The sequence below is a fragment of the Pseudomonas sp. Pdm06 genome, from assembly GCF_014851795.1.
In the GTDB taxonomy this organism is placed as follows: Bacteria; Pseudomonadota; Gammaproteobacteria; order Pseudomonadales; family Pseudomonadaceae; genus Aquipseudomonas; species Aquipseudomonas fluorescens_AA.
On sequence record NZ_JACVAH010000002.1, the window covers coordinates 335,713 to 359,768 of the forward strand.

The following is a 24,056-nucleotide window of genomic DNA, read 5'->3' on the forward strand; positions in this document are numbered from 1 at the left end:
CCGGCCCTTGTGGGGATGGCCTAAGTTCGAAAGCCATCCACCAGCTGTTTGAGTCGTGTGGCTTGTCGTTCAAGATCGGCACAAGCAAGCAGTGTGGCCTGCAGGTTCTCCACCCCTTCCTGGTTGAGGGTTTTGATCTCGGTGATGTCCATGTTCAGTGAATCGATAACTGAAGTTTGCTCTTCCGTTGCTGTCGCTACCGACTGGTTGATTCCGTCAATCTCGCCAATGCGCTGACTGACACTGCCCAGCCGCTCACCGGCCTGGTTGGCGATAATCACACCGTCCTTACTGTAGCGTTCGCTTTCTTTCATGGTGAGTACCGCCTCACGTGCCCCCATCTGAAGCTCTGCAATCATTGTATGGATCTCCTGGGCTGAGGTCTGAGTGCGGTAAGCCAGGCTACGGACTTCGTCAGCCACAACAGCAAAACCACGCCCGGCTTCACCCGCCCGCGCGGCCTCGATCGCAGCATTGAGTGCCAGCAGGTTGGTTTGTTCGGAAATGCCTTTGATGACTTCAAGAATCCGCCCGATATTTTCCGTCTTACCATTCAGCGCCTCAATGTTGCTGCATGAGGTGCGGATCTTTCCTGATAGCTCGTCCATGGCATTTATCGTTTGTGTCACTACCGCGCGGCCATCCTCTGCCTGGCGTCGGGCATCCGACGCCTGAAGGGAGGCGTCACCCGCGTTGCATGCGATTTCCTGGGCCGCCGCACCCAGCTCATTAATTGCCGCGGCAATACTGTTGGTGCGATTGGCCTGGTCGTCCGAGTTTGATATGGAGGCGCTGGAGGTCTGCGTCACGCGCCTGGCCACTTCATTGACATGCTCGGTGGCAAAAGACACCTCACGTATTGAGTGCTGGATGCGCTCCACAAAAAGGTTGAAGTCTGCGGCCAATTCTCCGAACTCATCTTTCGAGTGCGCACCCAAGCGGCGGGTAAGGTCACCCTCTCCCTGGGCGATATCCCGCATGGTTGTACCCATCAATCTCAGGGGCCGCATCAGTACGCGAATAAGCAGGCCCAGCAGAAGCAGCGTGGTCGCCACGGCAATAACCATCGCCAAAATGGCGGAAGTGCGAAAATCACCAAGTGCGCCATAAGCTTCGCTTTTGTCGATGGACAAACCGATATACCAGTTCACCGAAGGCAGTCCTTTGATCGGCGAGAACATCAAAACTTGAGGTTTTCCGTCCTGCTCCGTCTCGCTGATATGAGAGCTAAGGGATGGCGTGTTCAGCGGGTAAATATCGCTCAATTGCTTCATCACCCGTTCTTTTTCGGGATGAACCAGCACCCTGCCATCTGCGTTGACCAGAAAGGCATAGCCCATTCCACCCAGGTCGAGCGAGCGGACTATGGTCGACAGCGTCTCAAGTGTCAGGTCCCCGCCTACCACCCCAAGCGCCTGGCCATCGTGACTGACCGGCGTTGCAATGGTCATCATCAGTTGGCCCGTCGTCACGTCCAGGTACGGCTCGGTCAGCGTGGTCCCACCGACAGTCATTGCGTCCGTATACCAAGGTCGGGTGCGAGGATCGTAATCAGCGGGTAGGTCGTCCTTTGGCCGGATGACGAAACTACCGTCACGACTGCCTAGATAAGTGAAGGTAAACGTCGAGAGCAACGACCTCTGCTCCAGCAGCCGCGTGATGTGTTGCGACGCGGGATCATTGGCAACCGTCTGGGCAATATGATCAACCAGAAGTATCCGCCCAGAGAGCCAGGACTGAACGCTTGCAGCCGTGATCTTGCTCATTTCCTCGAGATGGTTTTCAAGGTTCGTGCGGATTGTTTTGCGTTGAATCGAGTCGTTGTAAAGCGTAAAAAGCGAAAACGCTGCGACAACAACGAATGATGCCGCAAGCAATACCTTATGACTGAACTTCAGGTTCGCAATCATCATGGTTTATCCATAGGCTTGGAGTGTTGTAATTGTTATTCGATACCAAGGTGCGTCGATGAAGGCTTGATGACGGCCAATTGTGGATAGGCCAGCAGTTTCTCGAGGTGCAGTTCAGTGCTCTCCAGCCAGGTCACTAGAACCACCAGTGACAAACCGGGCGATAGCTTATGCTCGTCAATGAATGCCCCGTAACCGCGGATGACGCCCAGCCTCTCCAGCTTGCGAACGCGTTGCTGACAAGGGCTCTCGCTCAAGTGCACCAGTGAGGCGAGTTTTTTATAAGTGATGCGCCCATTGCTGCGCAGTACGTCGACGATGGCCGCGTCGATGCGTCCCAAACACTCAGGGGCCGCGTGGTTCTTTGTTCCGCCGGTCATAGCCAAGGCATTCACTTAAGCCCATTGGACAGAAACTGCTGCAGGCGCTCGCTTCTGGGGTTATCCAGAATTTCAGGTCCACCCTGCTCTTCAACCAGTCCTTGATGAAGAAACAGCAACTGGTTCGACACTTTGCGTGCAAACCCCATTTCATGGGTCACCATGATCATGGTGCGCCCCTCTTCAGCAAGGCCCTGGATGACTTTGAGAACCTCGCCCACCACCTCAGGGTCAAGCGCCGAGGTGGGTTCGTCGAACAGCATGACTTCGGGCTCCATGGCGAGGGCGCGGGCGATCGCTACCCGCTGCTGTTGACCTCCGGAAAGAAACGCAGGGAACTGATCGGCAACACGGGCAGGCAAGCCGACTTTATCCAAGTACCGCCGCGCACGATCTTCTGCGTCTTTTTTGCTGACCCCTAGCACCCGCCGCGGGGCAATGGTGATGTTTTCCAGCACGGTCATGTGCCCCCACAGGTTGAAATGCTGGAAGACCATGGCCAAGCGGGTACGTAGTCGTTGCAGCTCACGGTCATCCGCCACACGTAATCCAGCATGATTTTTAACCATGCAAATTGGTTTGCCATCCAAACTCATGGCACCGTCGTTGGGTGTTTCGAGAAAATTGATACAGCGCAGGAACGTACTCTTTCCCGAACCACTGGCGCCGATCAGGCTGATGACATCGCCAGTTTTGGCTTGCAGGGAAACACCCTTGAGTACTTCATGGGTACCGTAACTTTTGTGTAGCCCGTCAACTGTCAATTTGTACATGTTCGCAATCATCCTCTAAGAGTTCGGGGGCGGCCCTGTCAGATACAGGACTCAGTGAGTCGGCCCTAAGAAAGCCAACCAATGACGTTCGGCAATTCGGAACAAACCGACCAGCGCAAAGGTCACCGCCAGGTAAATCAGCGCCGCAATCCCAAACGATTGAAAGGTTAAAAAGGTCGCAGAATTCGCGTCACGGGCGACTTTGAGAATGTCCGGCACCGTGGCGGTGAATGCCACCGTGGTTGAGTGCAGCATCAAGATCACTTCGTTGCTGTAATACGGCAGCGAGCGACGCAAGGCTGACGGCATGATCACGAATGCGTAGAGCTTCCATCCCGAGAGGCCATAGGCTTTTGCCGCCTCGACCTCGCCATGGGCGATGTTGCGAATGGCTCCGGCAAATATCTCAGTGGTGTAAGCGCACGTGTTCAAAGCGAAGGCAAGAATGGTGCAGTTCATTGCATCGCGGAAAAATGCATCCAACACAGGCTGAGCACGTATTGCCGCCAAGCTATAGATCCCCGTGTAGCAGATCAGCAGTTGGATATAGAGCGGTGTCCCCCTGAACAGGTAGGTATAAAATTGCACCGGCCAGCGTACGTAAAACCTGGGTGACACGCGTGCGATGGACAATGGAATAGACACGATAAAGCCGATGAAAAGCGATGCACTGAGTAACCACAATGTCATGGCCAGACCCGTGATTTGCTGGCCATCGCTGTAGACGAATGACCTCCAGTACTCCTGCAGTAGTTCAATCATCGCGCCGCCTCCCGTGAACCCGCGGCGTAGTGTTTTTCCAGACAGCGCAGGACGAAGTTGGAGATGCTGGTGATGATCAGGTAGGTCAGTGCAGCCAGCACCAGGAAAAAGAACAATTGGTAGGTGCTTTTTCCTGCGTCCTGGGCAGCCTTTACCAAATCAGCCAGACCGATGATCGACACCAATGCGGTGGCTTTGAGAATTACCATCCAGTTGTTACCCAGCCCCGGGAGGGCAAACCGCATCATTTGCGGGAATACCACAAAGCGAAAACGTTGAGCGCGACTTAACCCGTAAGCAGTAGCCGCTTCAACCTGCCCACGGGGTACTGCCAGCATGGCGCCACGGAAAGTTTCGGTGAAATAAGCCCCGTAGATAAAACCAAGGGTGATGATTCCTGCAACGAAGGGATTGATTTCGATGTACTCCCAGCCCAATGCCACCGTGATGACCGTCAGCCAGGTTTGCAGGCTGTAGAAAATCAACAGCATCAGTACCAGATCGGGCACCCCACGAATCAGCGTGGTGTAGAGCTGCGCCGGCAAGCGCAGGAGCTTGAGGCTGGACAGTTTGGCGCTGGCGCCAATCAGCCCGAGCAATACGCTGAGCGCAAGGGCGGACAGGGACAGCTTGACGGTCATCCAGGCGCCTTCGAGCAGCAACGGGCCGAAGCCTTGCAGGCTGAATGCGGAGAGCCCCAATGCGCCTAATAGTGTTTCGAACATGATCAACAACCTATAGCGAAAACGCCCATCCAGCGGACGAGCGCCGGATGGTTATTTGCCGCTGTAAAGATTCAGATCGCCAAAATGCTGCTTCTGGATCGAATCATAGGTCCCATCGTCGTGAAGGGCCTGGATCGCTTTATCCAGCAAGGCCTTAAGCTCTGTATTGCCCTTGGCGATGCCGATGGCTGTTTTGGAGGGAAGATAAGGGCTCTCTACCGACGGGCTCATTTCGTATTCAGCGCCCTGAGGTGAGGTGATAAAACCCAGTTGGGCTTGAAGCGCATCCTGAAGGGATGCATCCAGCCGACCCGCTACCAGGTCGTAATACACCTGATCCTGGTTCTGATAGGACTGGATTTTTACCCCAGCTTTGTCCAGCACGGCCTTGGCGTAGGCTTCCTGGATACTGCCTTGAAAATAGCCAACTGTTTTGCCTTTGAGTGATGCCACATCTGTGTTCAGACCCGAACCTTTCTTGAACACATAGGACGTGAACCCGGAGAAAAGCTCGTTTGAAAAATCAATGGCTTTTTCGCGAGTGGCCGTCACAGTCATGGATGACAGGATGCCGTCAAACTTGCCGGCCCTGAGGCCTGGAATCAGGCCATCAAAATCGCTTTCCACCCAGATGCATTTGACTGAAAGCTTGGCGCAAATCGCGTTGCCCAGATCAATATCAAATCCCTTGAGGCTACCATCGGCGGCCTTGGACTCAAACGGTGCGTAATTGGCATCTACGCCGAAACGCAAGGTGGAGTATTCTTTGGCCGACACAGCACTTGTGCACAGCGCCAAGCCCATTACTAAATACAGCTTCTTTAGCGAAATCATAATTACATCCCTAGATATTGTAGTTTGATTAAGGGCAGTAAACATCTGACAGCATTGACCGTGACACTCATTATTATTTAGCGAGACCTGCGTCTCGACTTGAACGTTACCTGAGTACGGCGACTTTACGAATATGGCAAATTGAACGTTATCACGAGCAAAATGCTCGTCCCTCAAGCAGACACCAGCTTCATCATTAGCAAACCACTGACAATCAATACGGCAGCTACAATTCGCAACAGCGTGGCGGGTTCACCCATGAAGAAAATACCCGCCGCAAAAGCCCCCACAGCGCCGATCCCCGTCCAGATGCTGTACGCCGTACCCAGCGGCAAGCTCTTCATCGAGAAGGATAAAAGCGCGAAACTGGCAATCACGGTGATAAATGTAATGACCGTTGGCACTAATCGCGTAAACCCTTCAGATTGTTTCATCGAAAAAGCCCAAATCACTTCAAGTAAACCCGCAATGATCAAACTCATCCAAGCCATGAGTAACTCCCAAACTATAAAAACGCAAATACCGTTCGCGCCAGGTGCAACTACTATGCCAACGTTATTAAAAAGACCCCCGCGAGTACGGGGGTAAAGACGGGTTGACCAAACCCTGGTTACTTAGCGCCCGTATTCAAATCACTTGAATGTTGCGTCCAGTGCGAACGTAATATCCTTGATCAAGTCTTCTGGGTCTTCCAGTCCTACAGAAAAACGCAAATGACCGTATTGGCGGAACTCTTCGGGGTACTTGTCAAAGCCACCTCGACCCTCTGCACCTACGTGCACGATCAGCGATTCGTCATGCCCTAATGAAACGGCCGACGTGATGATGCGCAGGTTCGACACAAAGCGGTTCTGGGTATCAGGGTCACCCTCTACGGCAAATGCCATCACCGCACCATAGCCCTTTCCCGCAAATTGCCGGCGCGCCAACTCATGCTGTGGGTGGGAGGGCAAACCGGGGTAGTAGACGTAGGCAATCCGATCATCGCTGTCCAGAAACTGAGCCAACTTTTCGGCCGTGTTCAACAATTGCTTCAAGCGTAGAGGCAACGTGACCGAGCCGCGCATGATCATCCACGCGTTGAACGGCGAAATGGTCGCGCCGAGGTCAACCAATGCATCATTCTTGATCTTGTTGATCAGCGGATTGGAGCCGATCACCACCCCGCCCATGGCATCACCATGACCATTGATGTACTTGGTCAGTGAGTGAATGACGAAGTCGACGCCGTGTTGACTCGCACGGAAAAATGGAGGGGGTGTGAACGTGGCATCCACAGAGATCAGCGCGCCATGGGCGTGTGCAATCTCAGCCAATGCAGCAATGTCCGCAACTTTCGTGGTGGGGTTGGCGATCGTTTCAGTGTGGATCAGCTTGGTATTGGGGCGAATGGCGTTACGTACCGATTCCAGGTCACCGACGTCTACGAAGGTTGCCTCAATGCCGTAACGTTCAGGCAGCAGTTCGGCGAAAAGCCGCCAGACCGCCTGGTAGGTGATGTCACTGACAATGACGTGATCACCACTTTTCAAGAATGAAAAAAATACTGAATGCAACGCAGCGACACCGGTCGCGAATACAACCGCGTCTTCACACCCCTCCAGGGCTGCGAGTTTCTTCTCAAGGCAAACCTGGTTGTGGCCTTGATTGCGTGTGTACACGAGCCCGTCCGGGCTCGACCAGTCCATGGTCGCTGGATCTTCCGGCAAGAGATAGGAGTTCGCCATGACCAATGGCGTACGGACGGCGCCACTGGTGACATCCGCGACATTGCCGCCATGAACAGCCAGCGTTGCTGCAGATAATGTCGAAAGATTGTGCTTGTCGGGGCGCATTTCGTTTCCTCTTTATTGTTGTGTGGTTCATTGTTGAGTCGAGCGAGCTGTTTAGCTTCCACTCACGCCGTTTATGCAAACGACCTTGGGTTGCGTCATGTCTTCGTAAGCGAAACGTACGCCCTCACGGCCCATGCTCCCGTACTTGAAGCCGCCAAAAGGCATTGCATCAAAGCGGTAGTCGGAAGAGTCGTTGATCATCACCCCGCCCGCCTCCAGTCGTTTAGCGGCGGTCATTGCAACCTTCAGATTGCTGGTGAAGATCCCAGCATGCAGGCTGTATTCAGGTTCGTTAGCCAGTGCCAATGCTTCATCCAGGGAAGCGACGCTCTGGAGGATGACTACCGGGCTGAACACTTCTTCGCACCACAACTTGCAATGGCGGTCGACACCTTCCAGCACGGTCGGTGAATAGAGCGAGCCGTTGCGCGTATTGCCAAACAACAAGGTGGCGCCTTTGGCAATGGCGTCATTGACCACCTCTTCGGTACGCTTGGCTGACGCCTCGGTAATCATCGGCCCCACGTCCGTCTGCTCGTCAGCAGGGTTGCCGACGATCAACTGCCGGGTCTGTTCAACAAAGCGCGTTTTGAAGACTTCGTAGAGTGGGGCCTCGATGAGGATCCGCTGAGTACCGATGCAGTTTTGACCCGCTGCCCAGAAGGCGCCCGACACGCATGAGTCGACTGTTTCATCCAAATCACAATCAGCCATTACGATGACCGGTGCGTTACCGCCAAGATCCATCGCCAGCTTCTTGAGGCCGGCTGTGCGAGCGATCTGCTCACCGGTGACAAAGCCGCCCGTGAACGACACCATGCGCACCGCACGGTGGGCCACAAGAGCCTTGCCCAGCGCGGCGCCGCCTGTAGCAACTGTGACGACAGCCGGAGGCAGGCCCGCATCAATCAAACACTCTACCAACTTGATCGCTGACAGCGGTGTGAGCTCAGACGGTTTGAGAACGACCGCATTTCCCCCTGCGATGGCAGGTCCCAATTTATGCGCAACCAGATTAAGCGGGTCGTTGTAAGGGGTGATGGCGACGATTACGCCCAACGCTTCACGCGTGAACCACCCCTGACGGGATTCAGACCCGACATAGGCATCAAAAGGGATGACTTCACCGGCATTACGCTTGGCTTCTTCGGCAGACAACTTCAAGGTGTTGACGCAGCGCAACACCTCCTTTCGCGCCTGCTTCAGTGTTTTTCCCGACTCCGCGACGATCAGTTTGGCAAAGGCGTCCTTGTCACGCTCGACTGAGCCTGCGGCTTTTTCCAATATGCGCGCGCGTTCATGTCGCGGCAGATCCTTGGCAATCAAAGCACCCGAAATAGCGGTGTCGACTATCGTGGTGGCTGATGATGCAGGTATGTCTGCCACTTCACCCACCTTGCTGCCGTCAAACGGGCTGAGCACCGTAATGGCCTTATAATCAGCAGCGAGCGAGAGACTCAAGCTATTCATGATTACTTACCTGACGTGGTTTTGTGGTTGTGAATGCTCACGATATCGGCGAGCAATGCGAAGGCGGTTTCAAAACGACCTGCCCCTGCCCCCACTACGGTGACGGGACCGAGAATGGCGGTACTGAACGTGATTGCGTTGGTGGCTCCGCTCACTGCTGAGAGTGCGTCGCTCGATGGCAATAGCTGTGGACTCACCGAGGCCGAAATCGAGCCATCGCTCCGTTTCTCTGCACTGCCAATCAGCTTCCAACGGGCATTCACTTTCGTTGCCTCGGCGATATCCTTGGCCGTGATTTCAGAGATCCCTTTGCACAAGACATCGCTTGGTTTGAGTTTTGCGCCCAGTAGTTCATTGGCGAGGATGACGACCTTCAAGCGCACATCGTGCCCTTCTACATCCGCTGTTGGATCGGCTTCGGCATAACCCAACTCCTGGGCTTTTGCGACAGCACTCGAGAAGTCCAACCCCGTCTCCATGCTGGAGAGGACAAAGTTTGACGTGCCGTTGAGGATCCCTTTGAAGCCGGTGATTTCCGAGCCTGCCAGTGACTCCTTGGCCAAACGGATAACCGGGGTTCCGCTCATGACAGAACCTTCAAATTCAAAGCGGGCACCGGCGCTATCGGCCAGCGTCTTCAAGCTTTGCGCATGCAGCGCCACGGGCCCTTTGTTGGTGGTCACGACACTGACGCCCTTCTCCAACGCCCAGCGGCAGAAGGTAGTAGCCGGCTCACCATCCACAGGATTGGTGAAGGTTGCTTCAGCCACAATATCCGCACCTGAGAAACGGATGACGGTTTCGTTCGCCGGTTCAGCACTACCGCCGGGTAGCGTCCTGAAGCCGCCTTTAGCAGCAGGTACTGCAGCCAATTCATGAGCATCCAAGCCGTCTTTGTTAATGATTGAGCCGAGGTAAAGGTCACTGACACCGACAATCTTCAACGTGAAACCTAACTCATCGGCCCAGCGCGAATTCTTATCGGCAATAAGCTGAGTCAGTGCGCGGTTAACACCACCAAAACCAAGCAACGCAATTTTGTATTCAGTCACGACAGGATTCTCATTGTTATGTTGTGGTGCGGAGATAGTAATCCGCCAACTTAACTTTACGAATATGGCAAACAGAACATTGTTACGAGCAAAATGCTCGCATAACGGTACAACTTGCTACTTTGTACTGGATAGCACAAAAGATGTCACGGTATTCAGGACGCCCGGCAGCGCAGAAATCTCACTCCATACCCTGTGGATGCGATCTGCATTCATCGCCTGAACCGTCAACACAATATCGAAGTCACCACTCATCACATTGCAGGAAATGACTTCAGGCATTGCCCCGACGGAGCGAACAACTTCTGAATCCCGCATACGATCCTGACGATAAACAAAGATCAACGCATTAATGGGCCCTACATCAGCTGAGGGTACACCTTTAATAATTGTGTACCCCCGGACATAACCATCGCGCTCCAATCGCTCAATCCGAAGCCTGACTGCGTTTCTGGATAAATTAACTTTCGCGGCAATGTCGTTGTGGGCCAACCGTGCATTTCGGGTGAGTTCTTCCAAAATTTTCTCATCAACTTTATCTAAAACACGTTTCATCTCTGGCTCCGAACTTATAACGAGTGAGACTCCGTGTCTTTGGATAAGGCCCTGACCAGCGAGGTCAGCGCCCCGATGTCGTTAGGAATTGAAGTACAGTCTTGTTCGGTGGATGCAGGAGCGCCGCCTGTATTCAGGTGGCCGAAAATCTCCGACTTATCGGTTGCAGCGCCAATTTTCGAGGGATGCGTCGTCGCCAGGCTAATCATGGGGATCAGCAAGCTGCGCCTGCTCACGCGCGCAGCGCGCAAGCCGATAGCGGTATTGGGGCTGACGAGATACCCACTCTGTGCAAAGACCTCATGAATACAACTGAATGCATCCGCATCGTCCACAGCCAGTGAGTCAAACAATTTACGCGCCTCCAACCATTCATCCTGCTCTAAGTGGATGGTGCCCTCTCCTTCTAACAGCTGCATATTACGAGTTACTTTTTCTCCACATCGATTTAAAATACTCCACTGCAAGCGCTCAAAATTAGAGGCCAATGAAACATTCATAGTGGGAGTTTTTGTAGTGCGAATCTCATTTCGACTGTACAGATTCGATTGGAGAAAGTGATGCAGGCCGGCGTTGGCATTCGTGGCAACGATTAGCTGTCGAATGGGCAGCCCCATTTGTTTGGCAATATAACCAGCGTACAGGGCGCCAAAATTCCCGGTCGGCACACTGAAAGCAACTTGTCTTTTAGGCGCGCCGAGCTGAAGGGCAGAATAGAAATAGAAGGACAGGTGCGCAAGTACACGAACCCAATGCACTGAGTTGAACGAAACAAGATGCTGCTGCGCATCATTATTTTGTTTTAAGAACTGCTCACACAAACGATGGCAATCAGAATAATCTCCGGCGATCTCAATATTGACTACATTACCTTCTTCCACACTCAGTAAGCGCCGGCGATCCTCCGCCGTTAGTTCCCTGGAAGGATGCAACACCAACAAAGTAACGCCCGTCATTCCCGAAAATGCTTTTATTGCAGCTGCTCCAGTATCTCCGCCTGTGCAACCTACAATCAGAGCCTTCTTCCCAGACTTCAGTAAATCGTGATTGATAAAACGAGACATTAATTGAAGACCAAAGTCTTGATAGGCGCCTGAAGGCCCATGAAACAACTCGAGTAGCCACTCGTTACTTGCCGTCTGGTAAAGCGGTGCCACTGCGTTGTTTGTAAAACAATCAAAGGTCTCCTCAAGCATCCGAGATAGCTGATCCTGCTCGACCCATCCCCCCAAAAATGGCTCGATGACATGGCGAGCCAATTCGTGAAAGGGCAGCCACTCAAGTTTTGAGAGCTCCTCCTTTTTGAAACGGGGCACCTTGCGCGGCACGTACAAGCCACCGTCAGGCGCATACGACCCCATCAGGACCTCGCTGAATTCAAATGTTCTACCAGGCGTCCGTGTGCTGACGTACTTCATGGTCCAAGACACCCTCAAGCCATTTTCGAGCGGCTCACCCTCAAGGTGATGCTCTGTGGAATTCAATGCGGCAGTTTTTAATCGCCTTCGATCAAGCTTCACTCCATTGACCATTAAAGTCAATATAGTGACTATCGTATCTCTTCAACGGTATTCCGTTCCGTTGCACGACAACGCCTTTGTCCTTGCTCTTGTGGTGCGCCCAAGGGCCGCCGACGCATAGAAAATGGGAGAAAATCATGTGTGCCAAGAACCTGCTGCACTCGCTTTATCAGTACAAGGCATGGTCTGAGGAGGCGCTTTTCAGTTGCTTGAAAGCGCCCATAGCAAAGTCCTTTCCGATGGAAATGGAGGAAGCCTGCTACTGGCTCAGGCACATCAATATCGTGGACCAGTTGTTCATCGCCAGACTGCAAGGAAAACCGGAGGAGTTTGACGACGTCGTCACTGAGCAACGGCAAGACATTTGCCAGCTGGAAGAGGCATTTACAAAGGCAAATCAATGGTTTGTTGACTATACGAAATCAGTCACTGCAACGGAGCTGTCTGACCCGGTAGCGTTTATCTTCAAGGACGGCAAACCCGGCAACATGACCAGGGAGCAAATCCTCGCTCATGTCCTTTCTCATGGCCTGCAACATCGGGGGGCTGTTGGCACGATCCTGCCAAGGGAGATTCTGGAGGGGCACTAGGATCATTTCACAACGTTTTTGAAGCTGTAGATATCGCAACATCTGCCTCATCCGCCACGGGTGAGGCAGAATATCCTTGCCGATATTCAGCTCAATTCAAGCGTTTCAATCACCGCAGCAATTTGCTCACGCCCTTCCCCATCAATGGTTCTGAGCGGCAGGGGCACACTCGCAGAGTGAGTAAAGCCGCGAAGCTCCGCCGCTGTTGCTATCACGCGAAAACTACCGCCAAATTGGCTGAATAAAGCCCAGAGCGGCTTCAAGGATTCGGATAGCCGCGTGGCTTCTAAGGCGTCACCTGACAATGCTGCTCGCGTGATGGCGAGCGCTGTATTGGGGAACAATCCGCCCATGACCGAATACCAGGCATCGCAACCGGCATTCATTCCAACAGCAGCAGACGCATCGCCGCTTATTCCGATAGTCACGTGACTCGGAATCAATTTTCGCAGGCGCTCCACGCGCTCCTTGGCCAGGTGCGGCGCCTCGGGGACACCGGGGATTTTGATTGACCTGACATTGGGTAGCTCTGCAATACGCCTGTGTAACTCATCGCTAAATTCAAAATGGGTGGTGCCAGGATTGTCATAGACACACAGTGGGACTGAGATGTTGGCCGAAACCATTTCGTACATCGAAAAAACATCGTCCTGAGTCAGTTTTTGATACGACACGGGCGGCAGCAACAAGGCTTGGACGCCCACGGCTTGCGCATCCTCAGCCAACAGCAAAACGTCGCGTGTACGCAGCGCACCGATGCTAACCATCACCGGCACATCTTCTGCGGCCTCTACTGCCAACTGTGCAACTCGAAAACGTTCGGCGCGAGAGAGATAGGCATAACTTCCGGTGGATCCGAGTGCCCCGATGGAATCTACTTTCGCCGCCACCAGTTGCTGCACAAGACGGGCAAAAGCAATTTCGTCCACACCCTGCTCATCCATAGGCGTCAGAGGAAATGCACTAAGGCCGGTAAACATGGTCATCACTCCTTGCAGTGGTCTGTCGACCATTTGGCCCCGGGACCAATCAGTGAGCTTTCGATCTGGGCGCCGGGCATCATTTGCTGCAAACCTTCGATCAGTTTGTCCCCTGCTTCCGTCAAGGCTTCAAGGGGCATCGCCGGCAAACTTTCCAGAATGAACCACATGCACTTCGCGTCAGCACCGAGACGGGTCCTCACACCTTGCCGCCAATTCCAACGACGGCAGGTCACGCCTTTGTCATCGCGCCAGACGACCTCGCCGGCGTCTGGATACTCGAAAGCAGGAGCCCCTTCTTTCATGGTGTCAAAAGGCTCGGTGCCATCTGCGACTACCAGCCGCGGAGAGCCCGCATAGGCTTCAATATTTTCCCCTCCAACCGGAATGGCGTACTCAATGCTGATTGCGTTGTAGAGATCGACGATGGGATCCAGGCTAGGCAAGCCGCCGTCACGTAAAACCCGTTTACGCAGCGCCTCAGCTGAACAAGGCGTGCGTTGCGGCTTGGCCCCAAACTTTCGGAATGTCTCCGCCCATTCGGCCAGATGAGCTTCACCCCAGCTTGGCCCACCTTCCTGAACAGCCTTGCAAGCACGGTCCAGCGCGGCCTGAGCCACCTCAGGATTGGCCAGTGGCGCAGCTCCCACCACAATGCTCAGGGCTCTGAACTCCGGAGCCAATTCTGCAACGGCTTGATCGATCAACGGCAGTACGGACAGCATCAAAAACCTCCAGGAATCCAAATGTCATTTCATGCTAGTCAGTGGCGACCAATAAAGTCAATATAATGACTAATATCATCTACTATAACGCGTGTGCAGATTGACGGGGTGATTGGTAAAGGCCGAGAATCCCCACACATTTTTTCTCATGACCCTCATCAATGACCACGAATACCAGCCTGTCGACTACCCCTGGTGCTGACGCTCAAGCTGTCAGCCTGGCCGTCGCGCGCACGCTCAAACAGGCGCGCAAAGCACAGAAGATCACGTTGGATGAGCTTTCTCGCCGCTCAGGGGTGAGCAAAGGAATGGTCGTCGAAATAGAGAAATGTACGGCGAACCCCAGTATCGGCATCCTTTGCAAAATCGCCGCCGCGCTGGGCCTGTCCGTTGCAGACATCGTCAATGTGACCGAAGCCCCATCCGCCCATATCATCGACAGCCAAGACATCCCCACGCTCTGGACCGGGGACCTGGGAGGAACGGCACGGCTTCTGGCGGGAACGTCCGGTCCTAATATGATCGAGCTGTGGCGTTGGGAAATGCACCCAGGCGAATCTTTCGCTTCACAGGGGCATCCTCAGGGCACGCTTGAGCTGTTTCATGTGGAGAAAGGCACGCTGAAATGCGTGGTAGGGGAAACAGAGCTGGTCATCCCTGCGGGGAGTTCGGCAGTGGCCAAAACCGATGTACCTCACTCCTATTCCAATGCAGGCAGATCCAAGTTGGTGTTCACCATGTCCGTGACGGAGATGCATCAATAGATATCCGGTGGACGGCAGCCAGTGAACATCTGCAAGGCGGGCGAACCATCCAATTTCAAAAAAGCGGTGCCACCGAAAGCCATCAAGTCCCACGCAGGATGATGCCTTGATCCGCCCGCTGACCGAACCCGGCCAATCCCCTTCCAAGTTCTGGCGCTTGAAGTATCGGCTGCATGGCAAGGAAAACCGCTTCTCCATCGGTGCTTACCCGACATCGGTCTGAAGGAAACGCGCGACATCGCCCGCGGCGCGCGCCGCGATGTGGCTAACTATCCGGAAACCTGCGGTTTACTTGCCCAGAATGTTCTTCAACGCAGCGGTATGGCCGGCCGGGTCGTTTTCGCTGGACATCACTTCGATGATGGTGATCTTCTGATCGTTCATCGTCATCAACGAGGCCATCAGTAGTTTCAGGCCGTTGAAATCGTCGGTGCCGTCCAGGCGGTACATCTTCAAGCCGTTCACCTGAATGGTCTTCTCGCTAGTCATGCGAAAGTTGGGTGACGCGGCTTGCTGCTTTTCCTTCAAGGTATCCACGGCAAGGGGAAACGCAGCGTCCGGGGTGGTGCCCGTAGTCGGCGCCGGACCTTCGGTAACGATGATGGCCCGCTCGCTTTTCGGATCGAAGTACATCGTGCCGCCGTTCTCGCTGTTCAAGGTACGGGCCTCGACGCCTTTCAGCATGAACTTCAGCTTGCCGCCTGCCAGGGACACCGATTGGATGTCCGATTCCGCCGTAGCGTTTTCTTCAGCCGGGGCAGCAACTGCCATGGTGGCCGCGCCGCTCAAGGCAGCAAGCACGCACAAGGAACGGGTCCAGCCCAACAGCAAATGCTTCGACATTGATAGCGCCTTTGTTTTCAGGCCGTCGAATACCAACGGCCTGTCGTGCGAACAGCCTAGCTTACTTGCCTGCTCACTTGCCCGGATGTTGTTCACACCCGCAGCGTGTCGCTTATATTGCCAGTAGGCCAAACAAACCCATGGAACGGTCAAAAGCCCACGCTATATCGTGTTCTATCGTGTGGCAAGCGACGACGTGATCGAGGTCGTCAGACTCCTTCATGACGCCATCCTTGGTTTTGCCGAGGGACACGGCTGGGTAGAACGCAACGTGGCCTTACGCACCGCAGTTGTATCGAGTGTGAATCAAGATCTGTGTTGAAGGTGGCGTTGTCGCTGCTCCCTCAACCGCTCCTCGTATCCAGCGCACCGCTGCGGCAGTCTCGCCAACGAAATCATGAGAGATAACATAATCCATGACGCCGGACTCAAGCATCGCCCGCGTATGAACTGTAAGCTCATGGCCGACGAAAATAGGCCGATCCTCAGCCGCAATGGTATCTATCGCTTGAGCAACGCCTCGATTGGCACCGGCCACGTTGTAGATGGCTGCCGGGTAGTCGTGCTTGGAAAAATAACGCGTCAATTGTTCAGTCGTAGTCTGAGGGCGATCGTCGGACATCACTCGTTCGTCGATTTTCAGATACGGAAACTCGGAACGGAGCACCCTGCGAAACCCCATCTCCCGCTCTTGCTGACAGCGAAACGGCACACTGGTCACTAACAGAATTTTTGCCGGTTCCTTGGGTAACGCATTGCCTATCAGTAACCCAGCGACACTGCCCGCCGCATATTGATCGTTGCCTACATAAGCGCTTCGCCCGGAATTAGGCAGGTCGGTGGTCAGGCAAACGACTGGTATACCTAGGCTGCACAGTTTGCGAATCGCTCGATTGATCGCCGGATGCTCGCGCGATACCACGATCACACCATCCGCCGAGGCGCCCTGTGCCTGAACCTGATCAGCAAAAGTGGCGGGATCGACCTGGTTAGTCGGTTCATAGTAGCCATGCACGACGACGCCTGGTGTCGAAGCGTTCACCAATGCCTCGGCGTCGGCCAACGTTGCATTGAAGGTTTCGCCCGAATCGCAAAAGAGCTTGATCTGCAACGTTGCCATGCCGTCAGCCAAGTCTTTCCTTAGCTTATCCAGCGCAGCCAGGACTTTCAGACGGGTGTTTTCCCGAACGCCGGGACGGTTGTTGAGCACACGATCGACGGTCGCAGGCCCGACCCTCGCCACCTTGGCGACCTGTTGAACGGTGGGGCCCTTCCATAAGCGCGCTGATGTTTGCGTGGTCATATGGCACGCCCTCTTTTGATGTCATTTACACCATATAAACATTCCCGGTGGTCGGCTTCAAGAGCAATGAAAAATGGTACTGCACTCTTAAATTTGAGGTTTTTCACATCATAAACCGCCTATGGTGCTCCTTGATGCTTGCTTTTTCGGCGCTAATAATCGAGGCATAACAAACACAACAAACCGCCAGGACAGCCCCATGAATAACTCGCCTCATCGGTTGGTTTCGACCGCCACGGCCAAGCCGCTCGTGGCCCACCTTGCACCTCCCTTCTCAGTCAACGTGCTCGCGCGTTCGACGCTGCGTAGATGACTTTCGCCCATTGATAGGTAGTTGAATATGAGCATACGAATCGCCGTTATCGGCGCGGGAATTATGGGGGAGGATCACGCCCGCATCATTGCCCAGGACCTTCCGGGAGCCACTTTGCATGTGGTGTGTGATGCGTCGCCAGAGCGAGCGAAGCTGATAGCTGACCGTTATGGAGCCGCTGACGTTTCCACTGACCCACTGTTCACGCTTTCAAGGTCCGATGTCGATGCAATCATCATCGCCAGCCCGGACGAAACCCATGCGGTCCTGACCATGGCTGCCATTGATGCAGGGAAACCCGCACTGTGTGAAAAGCCGTTGTCTCAAAGCCCGGACCAGTGCCTGGCGGTCATCGACAAAGAGGCCTCCCGGGGGCGCCAATTCGTGCAACTGGGCTTCATGCGCCGGTTTGACCCTTCGTACAGGGAAATGAAAAGTGCCTTGGGCGACGGCGTGATAGGTCGGGCTGTGATGATGCACAACTTCCACCGCAACGTAGAAGCCCCCGCCAACTTCAGCGGGCAAATGGCGATCAGTAACTCCGCGCCGCATGAGTTCGATGTGGCACGTCACGTGCTCGATACTGAATACGTTGCCATTTCGGTGTTCCAACCCACCCACACGTCTAAGGACGGCGTCGGCGCCCCGGTATTCATGGTGCTGGAAACCCGGGAAGGCCATCTGGTGAACATCGAAATCAACAACAACGCCCATTACGGGTACGACGTCCGTGGCGAGCTGGTGGGCGAGTTGGGTTCCGTGCAACTGGCCACCCCCGTACATGCTCGCTTCAACACCCATCTTCAGGGTTTTGAAAGGTACGCTGCCGATTGGCGGCCGCGTTTCGCCGACGCCTACCGCCTGCAGAACAAAGCATTCGTGGAGTTCATCACCACAGGTAGTTTCCCTGTCCATGCCGCGAGTGCCTGGGACGGCTACTGCGCAGCCATTGTCGCTCAAGCCGGCATCGAGGCACTCCATCAGCGTCGCCGGGTAGTTTTGCCAACGCTGGAAGCACCGCCCCTCTACCGACCGCGAGAAGGAGCTACGTCATGAAGCTGGGATTCGTCACCGATAGCCTCGGCAACCTGCCCCTGCGGGAGATGCTCAAGCAGGCTGAACGGCTGGGAGTGTCGGGCCTGGAGATCAACACCGGCGGATGGTCGACCGCGCCGCACTTTGACTTGGCGCAGATGCTTGCCAGCGCCGATGACCGCAAGGCCCTCAAACGTAGCTTCCAGGAACACCGTCTGGAAATCATTTCCTTGAACGCCAACGGCAACCCTTTGCATCCCACGCAGCCCGAACAAGGTCAATGCCTCAGGGACACGATACGCGTAGCCGGTGAACTGGGAGTCAAGACCGTCTGCACCATGTCTGGCTTACCTGAAGGGCGGGCCGGCGACAGGATGCCGAACTGGGTGGTTGCCTCATGGCCTCCCGAAACCCAGGCAATGCTGCGCTATCAATGGGAAGAACGCCTGCTGCCCTTCTGGAGCGAAATAGCTGATCTGGCCAAGGAGAACGGCGTGGAGCGCATCGCTTTGGAGTTGCACGGTAACCAGTGCGTCTACAACGTCCGCTCGCTGCTGAAGCTACGCAATGCAATCGGACCGGTGATTGGCGCCAACCTTGATCCCTCGCATCTGTTCTGGATGGGCGCTGACCCGCTGGTCGCCGCCGAGGCACTGGGCGACGCCATTTACCATGTGCACGCCAAAGATACTTTGCTTAACGCGCCAGTCCAGGCCGTGGATTCACTGCTGGAAAATAGCTCGTTGATGGATATCTCATCCCGAAGCTGGTCCTACATCACGCTTGGATTCGGCCACGGTGAGCAATGGTGGCGGCAGTTCTGCTACCGCTTGAAGATGGCTGGCTACGATGGCTGGCTATCGATCGAGCATGAGGACGTTTTACTCAACAGCCGCGAGGGTTTGGAAAAGTCCGTAAGACTGCTACAGAGCGTCATGCCGGTAGCCACCAGCGATTTCAAACCCCAACCCATCTGAATCGCACCACGAGAAAAACCAATGTAATTGCATGTTGAAACGCTCACCGCGACGGCGAGTGAGCATCACCCATGAGTTTCAGTCAGGAATATCACAATGACAATTAATTCCTACGGAAATACGGCAGACACTTCAGCCACTTTTGTAAGTCCTGAAAAACACCAGGCACAGCGCTACCTGCAGAAAATCACTTGGATTGCCACGTTTGGCGGCCTGCTATTCGGCTTCGATACCGGCGTCATCAATGGCGCCTTGCTCTACATGAAAGATGACCTGGGCCTGACACCCTTCACGGAAGGTTTGGTCGCCAGCGCCCTATTGATCGGCGCAATGATGGGGGCGCTGTTCAGCGGTCGCCTATCGGACCTCAAGGGTCGCCGTCGTATCATTCTTTTCCTCGCCGTAGTGTTTTTTCTTGGCGCGTTGGCTTGTGCGCTGGCGCCCACCCTCAACGTCATGGTGGCCGCCCGCTTCACGCTGGGGTTAGCGGTGGGCGGCGCATCGGTCGTCGTGCCGGCGTATCTGGCGGAGATGGCCCCATCCAGCATCCGCGGTCGCATCATCACTCGCAACGAGTTGATGATCGTCACTGGGCAGTTCCTGGCCTTCACCACCAACGCCACACTGGGCAATTTGTTTAGCGATCTCGACGGTGTTTGGAGATGGATGCTTGCCTTGGCAACCCTGCCAGCAGTGGCACTCTGGTTGGGAATGCTCTACATGCCGGAAAGCCCGCGCTGGCTAGCCACCAAAGGGCGCTTCAGAGAGGGCCTGGAGGTACTGAAACTGATACGGGAGGAGTACTACGCCAAGGCTGAGATGGAGGCCATCACCCAGCAGATCAGCAACGAGCGATTCATCAAAAAAGGCGGCTGGCGCGATCTGTCTCAAAAGGGCGCGCGACGAATCTTTTTGATTGGCATCGGTATCGCTGTTACGTCGCAGCTGACCGGAGTCAATTCAATCATGTACTTCGGCACCCAGATCCTCACAGAAGCAGGCCTGGAGCAACGTAGTGCACTGATCGCCAATGTCGTAAACGGCGTTATCTCGATTGGCGCAACGTTCGTGGGCATTGCGCTGCTGGACCGCGTGGGCCGTCGCCCAATGATGCTGCTCGGTTTCACTGGTACCACATTGTCTTTACTGTTGATTGGCCTGGTTTCAGTTTTTGTCGATCCCTCCGTTACCCGCGCCATGCTCATTCTCGGCGCCATGGCGATGTTCCTTGCCTCCATGCAAGGGCTGATCGGGCCTGCTTTTTGGGTGCTTTTGGCGGAAATCTTCCCAATGCGCATCCGCGGCGGATGCATGGGCATGGCGATCGCAGCGTTCTGGTTGACCAACGTGATGATCGGCATGTTTTTTCCATCTTTGGTTGCGACGATCGGGATCGGCCAAACCTTCTTTGTGTTCGTGGGAGCAGGACTTCTATCTCTGACCTTCGTCGCGGTATGGGTACCGGAGACACGAGGCAGCACCCTCGAAGAGATTGAACAGCGGTTGTATGGTTAGGCGAGGATGAAGTTTCCCCTTAACTGCCGTTCCACCGCTTCCCTATTTCGCTCCATGTTTTTTGGGAAGCGGCCCTCCTCTGCTGATGGCTGTGCCCGAGTTCAGGCTGCTTTATAGCGGGAAGTGGTTTTCGTTCGGAGTTCACCTACGTTGTCAGGGTGACAGGTGCGTTATTCGAATTTGCGAGAACGTTGTAGGGGCGGCTGGCCTGGTTCAGGCCGAGTTCTGCACATACGCCCCCGCTTGTTCGATTGTAAATGTGCAGGGTGCAACCAATTTTACGAGTAATCATCTGTACGATGGCCAATCCCAAGCCCGCGCCATTGGCATTGCCTCGGCTGTAAAATCGCTCGAACAATCTGCCAAGCTCCCCTTCTGCTATTCCCGGCCCGGCGTCCTCCACCCTCAAGCTGGCCATGCCCGCCTCGTCCTTGCGCACCACGACAGTCACCTCGCTGCCTGGGGAAGAAAAGTTGAGGGCATTGGTCACCAGATTCTGCATGGCAATGGCTAACGCTATCGGCTCGGTTTCTACCCAACACTCTTCATCACACTCCAGCACCAACTCCACGCCCTTTTCCATGGCCAGTGGCGTGAGTTCGGCCAGTTCTTCGCGGACCAGTTCGGTGAGTTGCACGCGTTGATACAGGGGGTTGTTCAGTTGCGGTTCGATGCGGGCCATGGTGAGCAGTTGGCTGCCTATACGGGTGGCGCGGTCGACGCCATTGACCAGGAAATCCAACGCCTCACGCCGCTGTTCTTCGGTGACGGCGCTTTGCGCGTTCTGGGCGTGGATGCGCAGGATTGCCAAGGGTGTACGCAGTTCGTGGGCGGCGTCGGCGATGAAGCGGCGCTCGCGCTCCAATAGATCATCCACCTGATCCAACAGGCGGTTGAGCGCGGTTTGCATGGGCTCCAGGTCGCTCGGCAGCGGCTTGAGGTGCAACGGCTGCAAAGAATCGGTGGTGCGCCCGCGAATAGAACGGGCCATGGCGCGCAGGGGGTTGAGGCCCCAGCCAATGACCAGCCAGATCAATAATGCCAGCAGCGGCACACCGATCAGTGTGGGCCACAGCGTGTGGCGAACGATGCGCTGGATAAGGTCCTGGCGAATGTCGTCGCGCTCGCCCACCCATATCAACAGGCCCTGTTGCGGGTCAGCCAGGAGGAAGGCGCACCAGTCGTTGCCGTTGTCCATCAGGTCGTGGGAGCCAAGGGTGACGGGCGGCGCATCGAGGATCGGTGCTTCGGCGGAGCGCACCAGCAGTTGGCCATCGGTGCGCCAGACTTGAAAGGTCAGGCGGGTTTCGTAGGGATGGGCTACACCGTCTGCGCCGACACGGCTCATGGCCTGGTCGAAGGCTTGGTAGAGACGGTCCCAGTCGGCCTCGCCGGGGGCGCGTTGGTGCAGCACGCCTTGAAGCAGGCGGGCACTTTGAGCGAGTTGCGCGTCGTAGACCTCTTCGATTTCGTGGTGGCTGTCGCGCAGGACCAGCCAGCTGATCAGGGCGTCACCCAGCAGGATCAGCACCAGCACCGGGACGAGAATGCGCGCGCGGACGGAAATCATGGTTTGAGCGCCAGTACGTAGCCGACACCACGCACGGTACGGATCAGTTCGGTGGAAATTTTTTTGCGCAGGTTATGGATCAGCACTTCGAGGGTATTGCTCTCGACGCGGTCCTGCCAGCCGTACAACGCCCGCGATAGCCGCTCGCGTGTCACCACTTTGCCGGGGCGCACCATCAACTGGTGCAGCAATTGGTATTCCATCAGTGTGACGATGATCTCCTCGTCCTGATAGCGAACCTGCTGGGTGGCTGGGTCGAGGCTGACGCCAGCATGCTCCAACAGCGGTTGTGCGCGGCCCTGGCTGCGGCGCAGTAACGCACGCACGCGGGCCTTGAGCTCCTCCACGTCGAACGGTTTGATCAGGTAATCGTCAGCGCCCGCATCCAATCCGGCGATACGCTCGGCGGTGCCATCGCGTGCGGTGAGGATAAGCACTGGCAGGTCGTGCTGCTCGGCACGCAATTGCTGCAACAGATCAAGGCCATCCAGGCGCGGCAGGCCGAGGTCGAGCAGCAGCAGGTCGAAGCTTTCGCTGCGCAAGGCATGCAATGCGCCCAGGCCATCCTGCAGCCAGTCAAGGGTGTAGCCTTCGGCGCCCAATGCCACGCGAATCCCCTGGCCGAGGGCACGATCATCTTCGACGAGGAGTAGGCGCATCGCAAAATATCTCTAGGAATCGGCGGCATCATGCCGGGTTCTGTCGGGGGCTATTCCGGCAAAGATGTTACAGCTCATTACCAACTAAGGTTTCGCTAAGGTTGATTTTGCACTGTGCAAGCTCCCACAAACGCTGAGAGCTTTTCCATGCGCAAAATTCTCCTGCTGTCCCTGATTATCGCCAGCCCTCTGGCCGTCGCCGGCCCGCAATGCACCACCGCCGAACGCTCGCAATGGCAAGACGAAAAAGCCTTCCAGGACAAGCTCAAGGCCGAAGGCTACCAAATCAGCAAGTTCAAGGTCACCGACGGCAATTGCTATGAGATCTACGGTTTCGACAAGGACAAGCGCAAAGTCGAGATCTACCACGACCCGGTTACCGGCAAGGCCGTGAAGACTGAGATAAAAGGCTGATGCAAGGCGAATCCCTGCGCCTTTGGGACCCGCTGGTGAGGCTGTTTCACCTGTCTATCGCCGGGGTCTTTGTTGCCAATTACTTCTTCAATGAAGCGGGCGACGACTGGCATGTCTGGCTGGGCTACTACGCCATGGGCTGGCTGCTGGTACGAGCGGTGTGGGGGTTCGTCGGGCCGCGCAGCGCGCGCTGGTCAGACTTTTGGCCGACACCGAAGCGGCTTGCGGCCCACCTGCGCTCGCTGCTCAGGTGGCGCCCGCAACATCGCCTGGGTCATTCGCCGCTCGGCGCCCTGGTGATGGTGGCGATGCTGTCGGCGCTGTTGACCCTCGGTATCAGCGGCTTCCTGATGCAGGAAGTCGATGCTTTATGGGGCGCCGATTGGCCCCTGCAAGTCCACGAAACCGCGGCCAATGTGTTGCTGGGACTGGTGTGCATCCATGTGCTGGCAGCGGTGTTCGAGAGTTTCCAGCTGCGGGACAACCTGCCGTTATCCATGCTCACCGGTCGCAGGAAGCGCCTGCCGGATGAGCGTGCACCGTAATCTTTTT

The 24,056-nt window shown here is 55.4% G+C and carries 25 protein-coding genes and 3 pseudogenes; 9 read left to right on the forward strand and 19 right to left on the reverse strand.

Translation table 11 applies throughout. The features are described 5' to 3' along the window. Positions 1 to 20: 20 nt before the first annotated feature. From IB266_RS31040 to thrC, 13 genes and pseudogenes are all read right to left on the reverse strand, one after another. Entirely contained in the window at positions 21 to 881 is an 861-nt protein-coding gene (locus IB266_RS31040; RefSeq protein ID WP_412548288.1) for a methyl-accepting chemotaxis protein, read from the reverse strand. After that, positions 879 to 1,913: pseudogene (locus IB266_RS31045) on the reverse strand (cache domain-containing protein); the annotation flags it as partial. The gene IB266_RS31040 and the pseudogene IB266_RS31045, both read right to left, overlap by 3 nt. A gap of 32 nt (positions 1,914 to 1,945) precedes the next feature. Further along, complete coding sequence (locus IB266_RS04630) at positions 1,946 to 2,290, reverse strand: Lrp/AsnC family transcriptional regulator (protein WP_192260346.1); 345 nt, start codon at positions 2,288 to 2,290, stop codon at positions 1,946 to 1,948. An 11-nt stretch (positions 2,291 to 2,301) separates the two neighbouring features. After that, positions 2,302 to 3,063, reverse strand: coding sequence for an ABC transporter ATP-binding protein (locus tag IB266_RS04635; RefSeq protein ID WP_041021173.1), 762 nt, complete (start codon positions 3,061 to 3,063; stop codon positions 2,302 to 2,304). A 51-nt stretch (positions 3,064 to 3,114) separates the two neighbouring features. Beyond that, positions 3,115 to 3,825 carry an ABC transporter permease gene (locus IB266_RS04640; RefSeq protein WP_007896174.1) on the reverse strand — a complete coding sequence of 237 codons (711 nt, stop codon included), beginning with the start codon at positions 3,823 to 3,825 and terminating at the stop codon, positions 3,115 to 3,117. Then, on the reverse strand, positions 3,822 to 4,550 hold the full coding sequence (locus tag IB266_RS04645) for an ABC transporter permease (protein WP_060742425.1): 729 nt from the start codon (positions 4,548 to 4,550) through the stop codon (positions 3,822 to 3,824). Before IB266_RS04645 ends, IB266_RS04640 begins: the two co-directional genes overlap by 4 nt. A 51-nt stretch (positions 4,551 to 4,601) precedes the next feature. Then, positions 4,602 to 5,384 carry a transporter substrate-binding domain-containing protein gene (locus IB266_RS04650; protein ID WP_192260347.1) on the reverse strand — a complete coding sequence of 261 codons (783 nt, stop codon included), beginning with the start codon at positions 5,382 to 5,384 and terminating at the stop codon, positions 4,602 to 4,604. A gap of 173 nt (positions 5,385 to 5,557) precedes the next feature. Continuing rightward, entirely contained in the window at positions 5,558 to 5,875 is a 318-nt protein-coding gene (locus tag IB266_RS04655) for a DMT family transporter (RefSeq protein WP_192260348.1), read from the reverse strand. A gap of 141 nt (positions 5,876 to 6,016) precedes the next feature. Next, positions 6,017 to 7,219, reverse strand: a complete 1,203-nt coding sequence (locus IB266_RS04660; protein ID WP_192260349.1) for a trans-sulfuration enzyme family protein — start codon at positions 7,217 to 7,219, stop codon at positions 6,017 to 6,019. A gap of 51 nt (positions 7,220 to 7,270) precedes the next feature. After that, positions 7,271 to 8,689: an aldehyde dehydrogenase family protein gene (locus IB266_RS04665; protein WP_060742429.1), complete on the reverse strand. Its 1,419-nt coding sequence runs from the start codon at positions 8,687 to 8,689 to the stop codon at positions 7,271 to 7,273. A gap of 2 nt (positions 8,690 to 8,691) precedes the next feature. Next, complete coding sequence (locus IB266_RS04670) at positions 8,692 to 9,741, reverse strand: homoserine dehydrogenase (protein ID WP_007896168.1); 1,050 nt, start codon at positions 9,739 to 9,741, stop codon at positions 8,692 to 8,694. 117 nt (positions 9,742 to 9,858) lie between these two features. Continuing rightward, complete coding sequence (locus tag IB266_RS04675) at positions 9,859 to 10,296, reverse strand: Lrp/AsnC family transcriptional regulator (protein ID WP_192260350.1); 438 nt, start codon at positions 10,294 to 10,296, stop codon at positions 9,859 to 9,861. A 14-nt stretch (positions 10,297 to 10,310) separates the two neighbouring features. Next, on the reverse strand, positions 10,311 to 11,714 hold the full coding sequence (gene thrC / locus IB266_RS04680; RefSeq protein WP_192260351.1) for a threonine synthase: 1,404 nt from the start codon (positions 11,712 to 11,714) through the stop codon (positions 10,311 to 10,313). A gap of 239 nt (positions 11,715 to 11,953) precedes the next feature. On the opposite strand from thrC, the gene IB266_RS04685 reads away from it, so the two are divergent. After that, entirely contained in the window at positions 11,954 to 12,406 is a 453-nt protein-coding gene (locus tag IB266_RS04685) for a DinB family protein (RefSeq protein WP_192260352.1), read from the forward strand. Between the two features lie 86 nt (positions 12,407 to 12,492). Here IB266_RS04685 and IB266_RS04690 read toward each other — a convergent pair whose 3' ends face one another. Continuing rightward, the gene (locus IB266_RS04690) at positions 12,493 to 13,386 is read right to left on the reverse strand and encodes a dihydrodipicolinate synthase family protein (protein WP_192260353.1); all 894 of its coding nucleotides are present in this window, start codon (positions 13,384 to 13,386) and stop codon (positions 12,493 to 12,495) included. Positions 13,387 to 13,391: 5 nt separating this feature from the next. Next, entirely contained in the window at positions 13,392 to 14,111 is a 720-nt protein-coding gene (locus IB266_RS04695; RefSeq protein ID WP_192260354.1) for a B3/4 domain-containing protein, read from the reverse strand. 161 nt (positions 14,112 to 14,272) lie between these two features. Here IB266_RS04695 and IB266_RS04700 point away from each other — a divergent pair, with 161 nt between their 5' ends. Together IB266_RS04700 and IB266_RS04705 are read left to right on the forward strand one after the other, a co-directional pair. Continuing rightward, positions 14,273 to 14,875 (forward strand): helix-turn-helix domain-containing protein, encoded by a 603-nt coding sequence (locus IB266_RS04700; protein ID WP_007896162.1) that lies wholly within the window; start codon positions 14,273 to 14,275, stop codon positions 14,873 to 14,875. Between the two features lie 106 nt (positions 14,876 to 14,981). Beyond that, a pseudogene (locus IB266_RS04705) lies at positions 14,982 to 15,148 on the forward strand (Arm DNA-binding domain-containing protein); the annotation flags it as partial. A gap of 15 nt (positions 15,149 to 15,163) precedes the next feature. Here IB266_RS04705 and IB266_RS04710 read toward each other — a convergent pair. Then, entirely contained in the window at positions 15,164 to 15,718 is a 555-nt protein-coding gene (locus tag IB266_RS04710) for a hypothetical protein (protein ID WP_192260355.1), read from the reverse strand. 127 nt (positions 15,719 to 15,845) lie between these two features. Here IB266_RS04710 and IB266_RS30645 point away from each other — a divergent pair. Further along, positions 15,846 to 15,950, forward strand: a pseudogene (locus IB266_RS30645) (type II toxin-antitoxin system RelE/ParE family toxin); the annotation flags it as partial. A 45-nt stretch (positions 15,951 to 15,995) separates the two neighbouring features. On the opposite strand, the gene IB266_RS04715 reads toward IB266_RS30645, so the two are convergent. Beyond that, positions 15,996 to 17,021 (reverse strand): LacI family DNA-binding transcriptional regulator, encoded by a 1,026-nt coding sequence (locus tag IB266_RS04715; RefSeq protein WP_103308250.1) that lies wholly within the window; start codon positions 17,019 to 17,021, stop codon positions 15,996 to 15,998. A gap of 340 nt (positions 17,022 to 17,361) precedes the next feature. Between IB266_RS04715 and IB266_RS04720 the strand changes: the two genes are divergently transcribed. From IB266_RS04720 to IB266_RS04730, 3 genes are all read left to right on the forward strand, one after another. Then, on the forward strand, positions 17,362 to 18,390 hold the full coding sequence (locus IB266_RS04720) for a Gfo/Idh/MocA family oxidoreductase (RefSeq protein WP_192260356.1): 1,029 nt from the start codon (positions 17,362 to 17,364) through the stop codon (positions 18,388 to 18,390). Further along, entirely contained in the window at positions 18,387 to 19,346 is a 960-nt protein-coding gene (locus IB266_RS04725) for a sugar phosphate isomerase/epimerase family protein (RefSeq protein WP_192260357.1), read from the forward strand. Before IB266_RS04720 ends, IB266_RS04725 begins: the two co-directional genes overlap by 4 nt. A 96-nt stretch (positions 19,347 to 19,442) precedes the next feature. Beyond that, the gene (locus IB266_RS04730; protein WP_192260358.1) at positions 19,443 to 20,861 is read left to right on the forward strand and encodes a sugar porter family MFS transporter; all 1,419 of its coding nucleotides are present in this window, start codon (positions 19,443 to 19,445) and stop codon (positions 20,859 to 20,861) included. Positions 20,862 to 21,006: 145 nt separating this feature from the next. On the opposite strand, the gene IB266_RS04735 is transcribed toward IB266_RS04730, so the two are convergent. After that, positions 21,007 to 22,431, reverse strand: coding sequence for a sensor histidine kinase (locus IB266_RS04735; RefSeq protein WP_192260359.1), 1,425 nt, complete (start codon positions 22,429 to 22,431; stop codon positions 21,007 to 21,009). Further along, entirely contained in the window at positions 22,428 to 23,090 is a 663-nt protein-coding gene (locus IB266_RS04740; protein WP_060742455.1) for a response regulator, read from the reverse strand. Before IB266_RS04740 ends, IB266_RS04735 begins: the two co-directional genes overlap by 4 nt. Positions 23,091 to 23,237: 147 nt before the next feature. Between IB266_RS04740 and IB266_RS04745 the strand changes: the two genes are divergently transcribed. Further along, the gene (locus IB266_RS04745) at positions 23,238 to 23,504 is read left to right on the forward strand and encodes a PepSY domain-containing protein (protein ID WP_060742456.1); all 267 of its coding nucleotides are present in this window, start codon (positions 23,238 to 23,240) and stop codon (positions 23,502 to 23,504) included. After that, positions 23,504 to 24,049 carry a cytochrome b/b6 domain-containing protein gene (locus IB266_RS04750; protein ID WP_192260360.1) on the forward strand — a complete coding sequence of 182 codons (546 nt, stop codon included), beginning with the start codon at positions 23,504 to 23,506 and terminating at the stop codon, positions 24,047 to 24,049. The genes IB266_RS04745 and IB266_RS04750 overlap by 1 nt, the downstream gene beginning before the upstream one ends. The last annotated feature ends 7 nt before the right edge of the window (positions 24,050 to 24,056 follow it).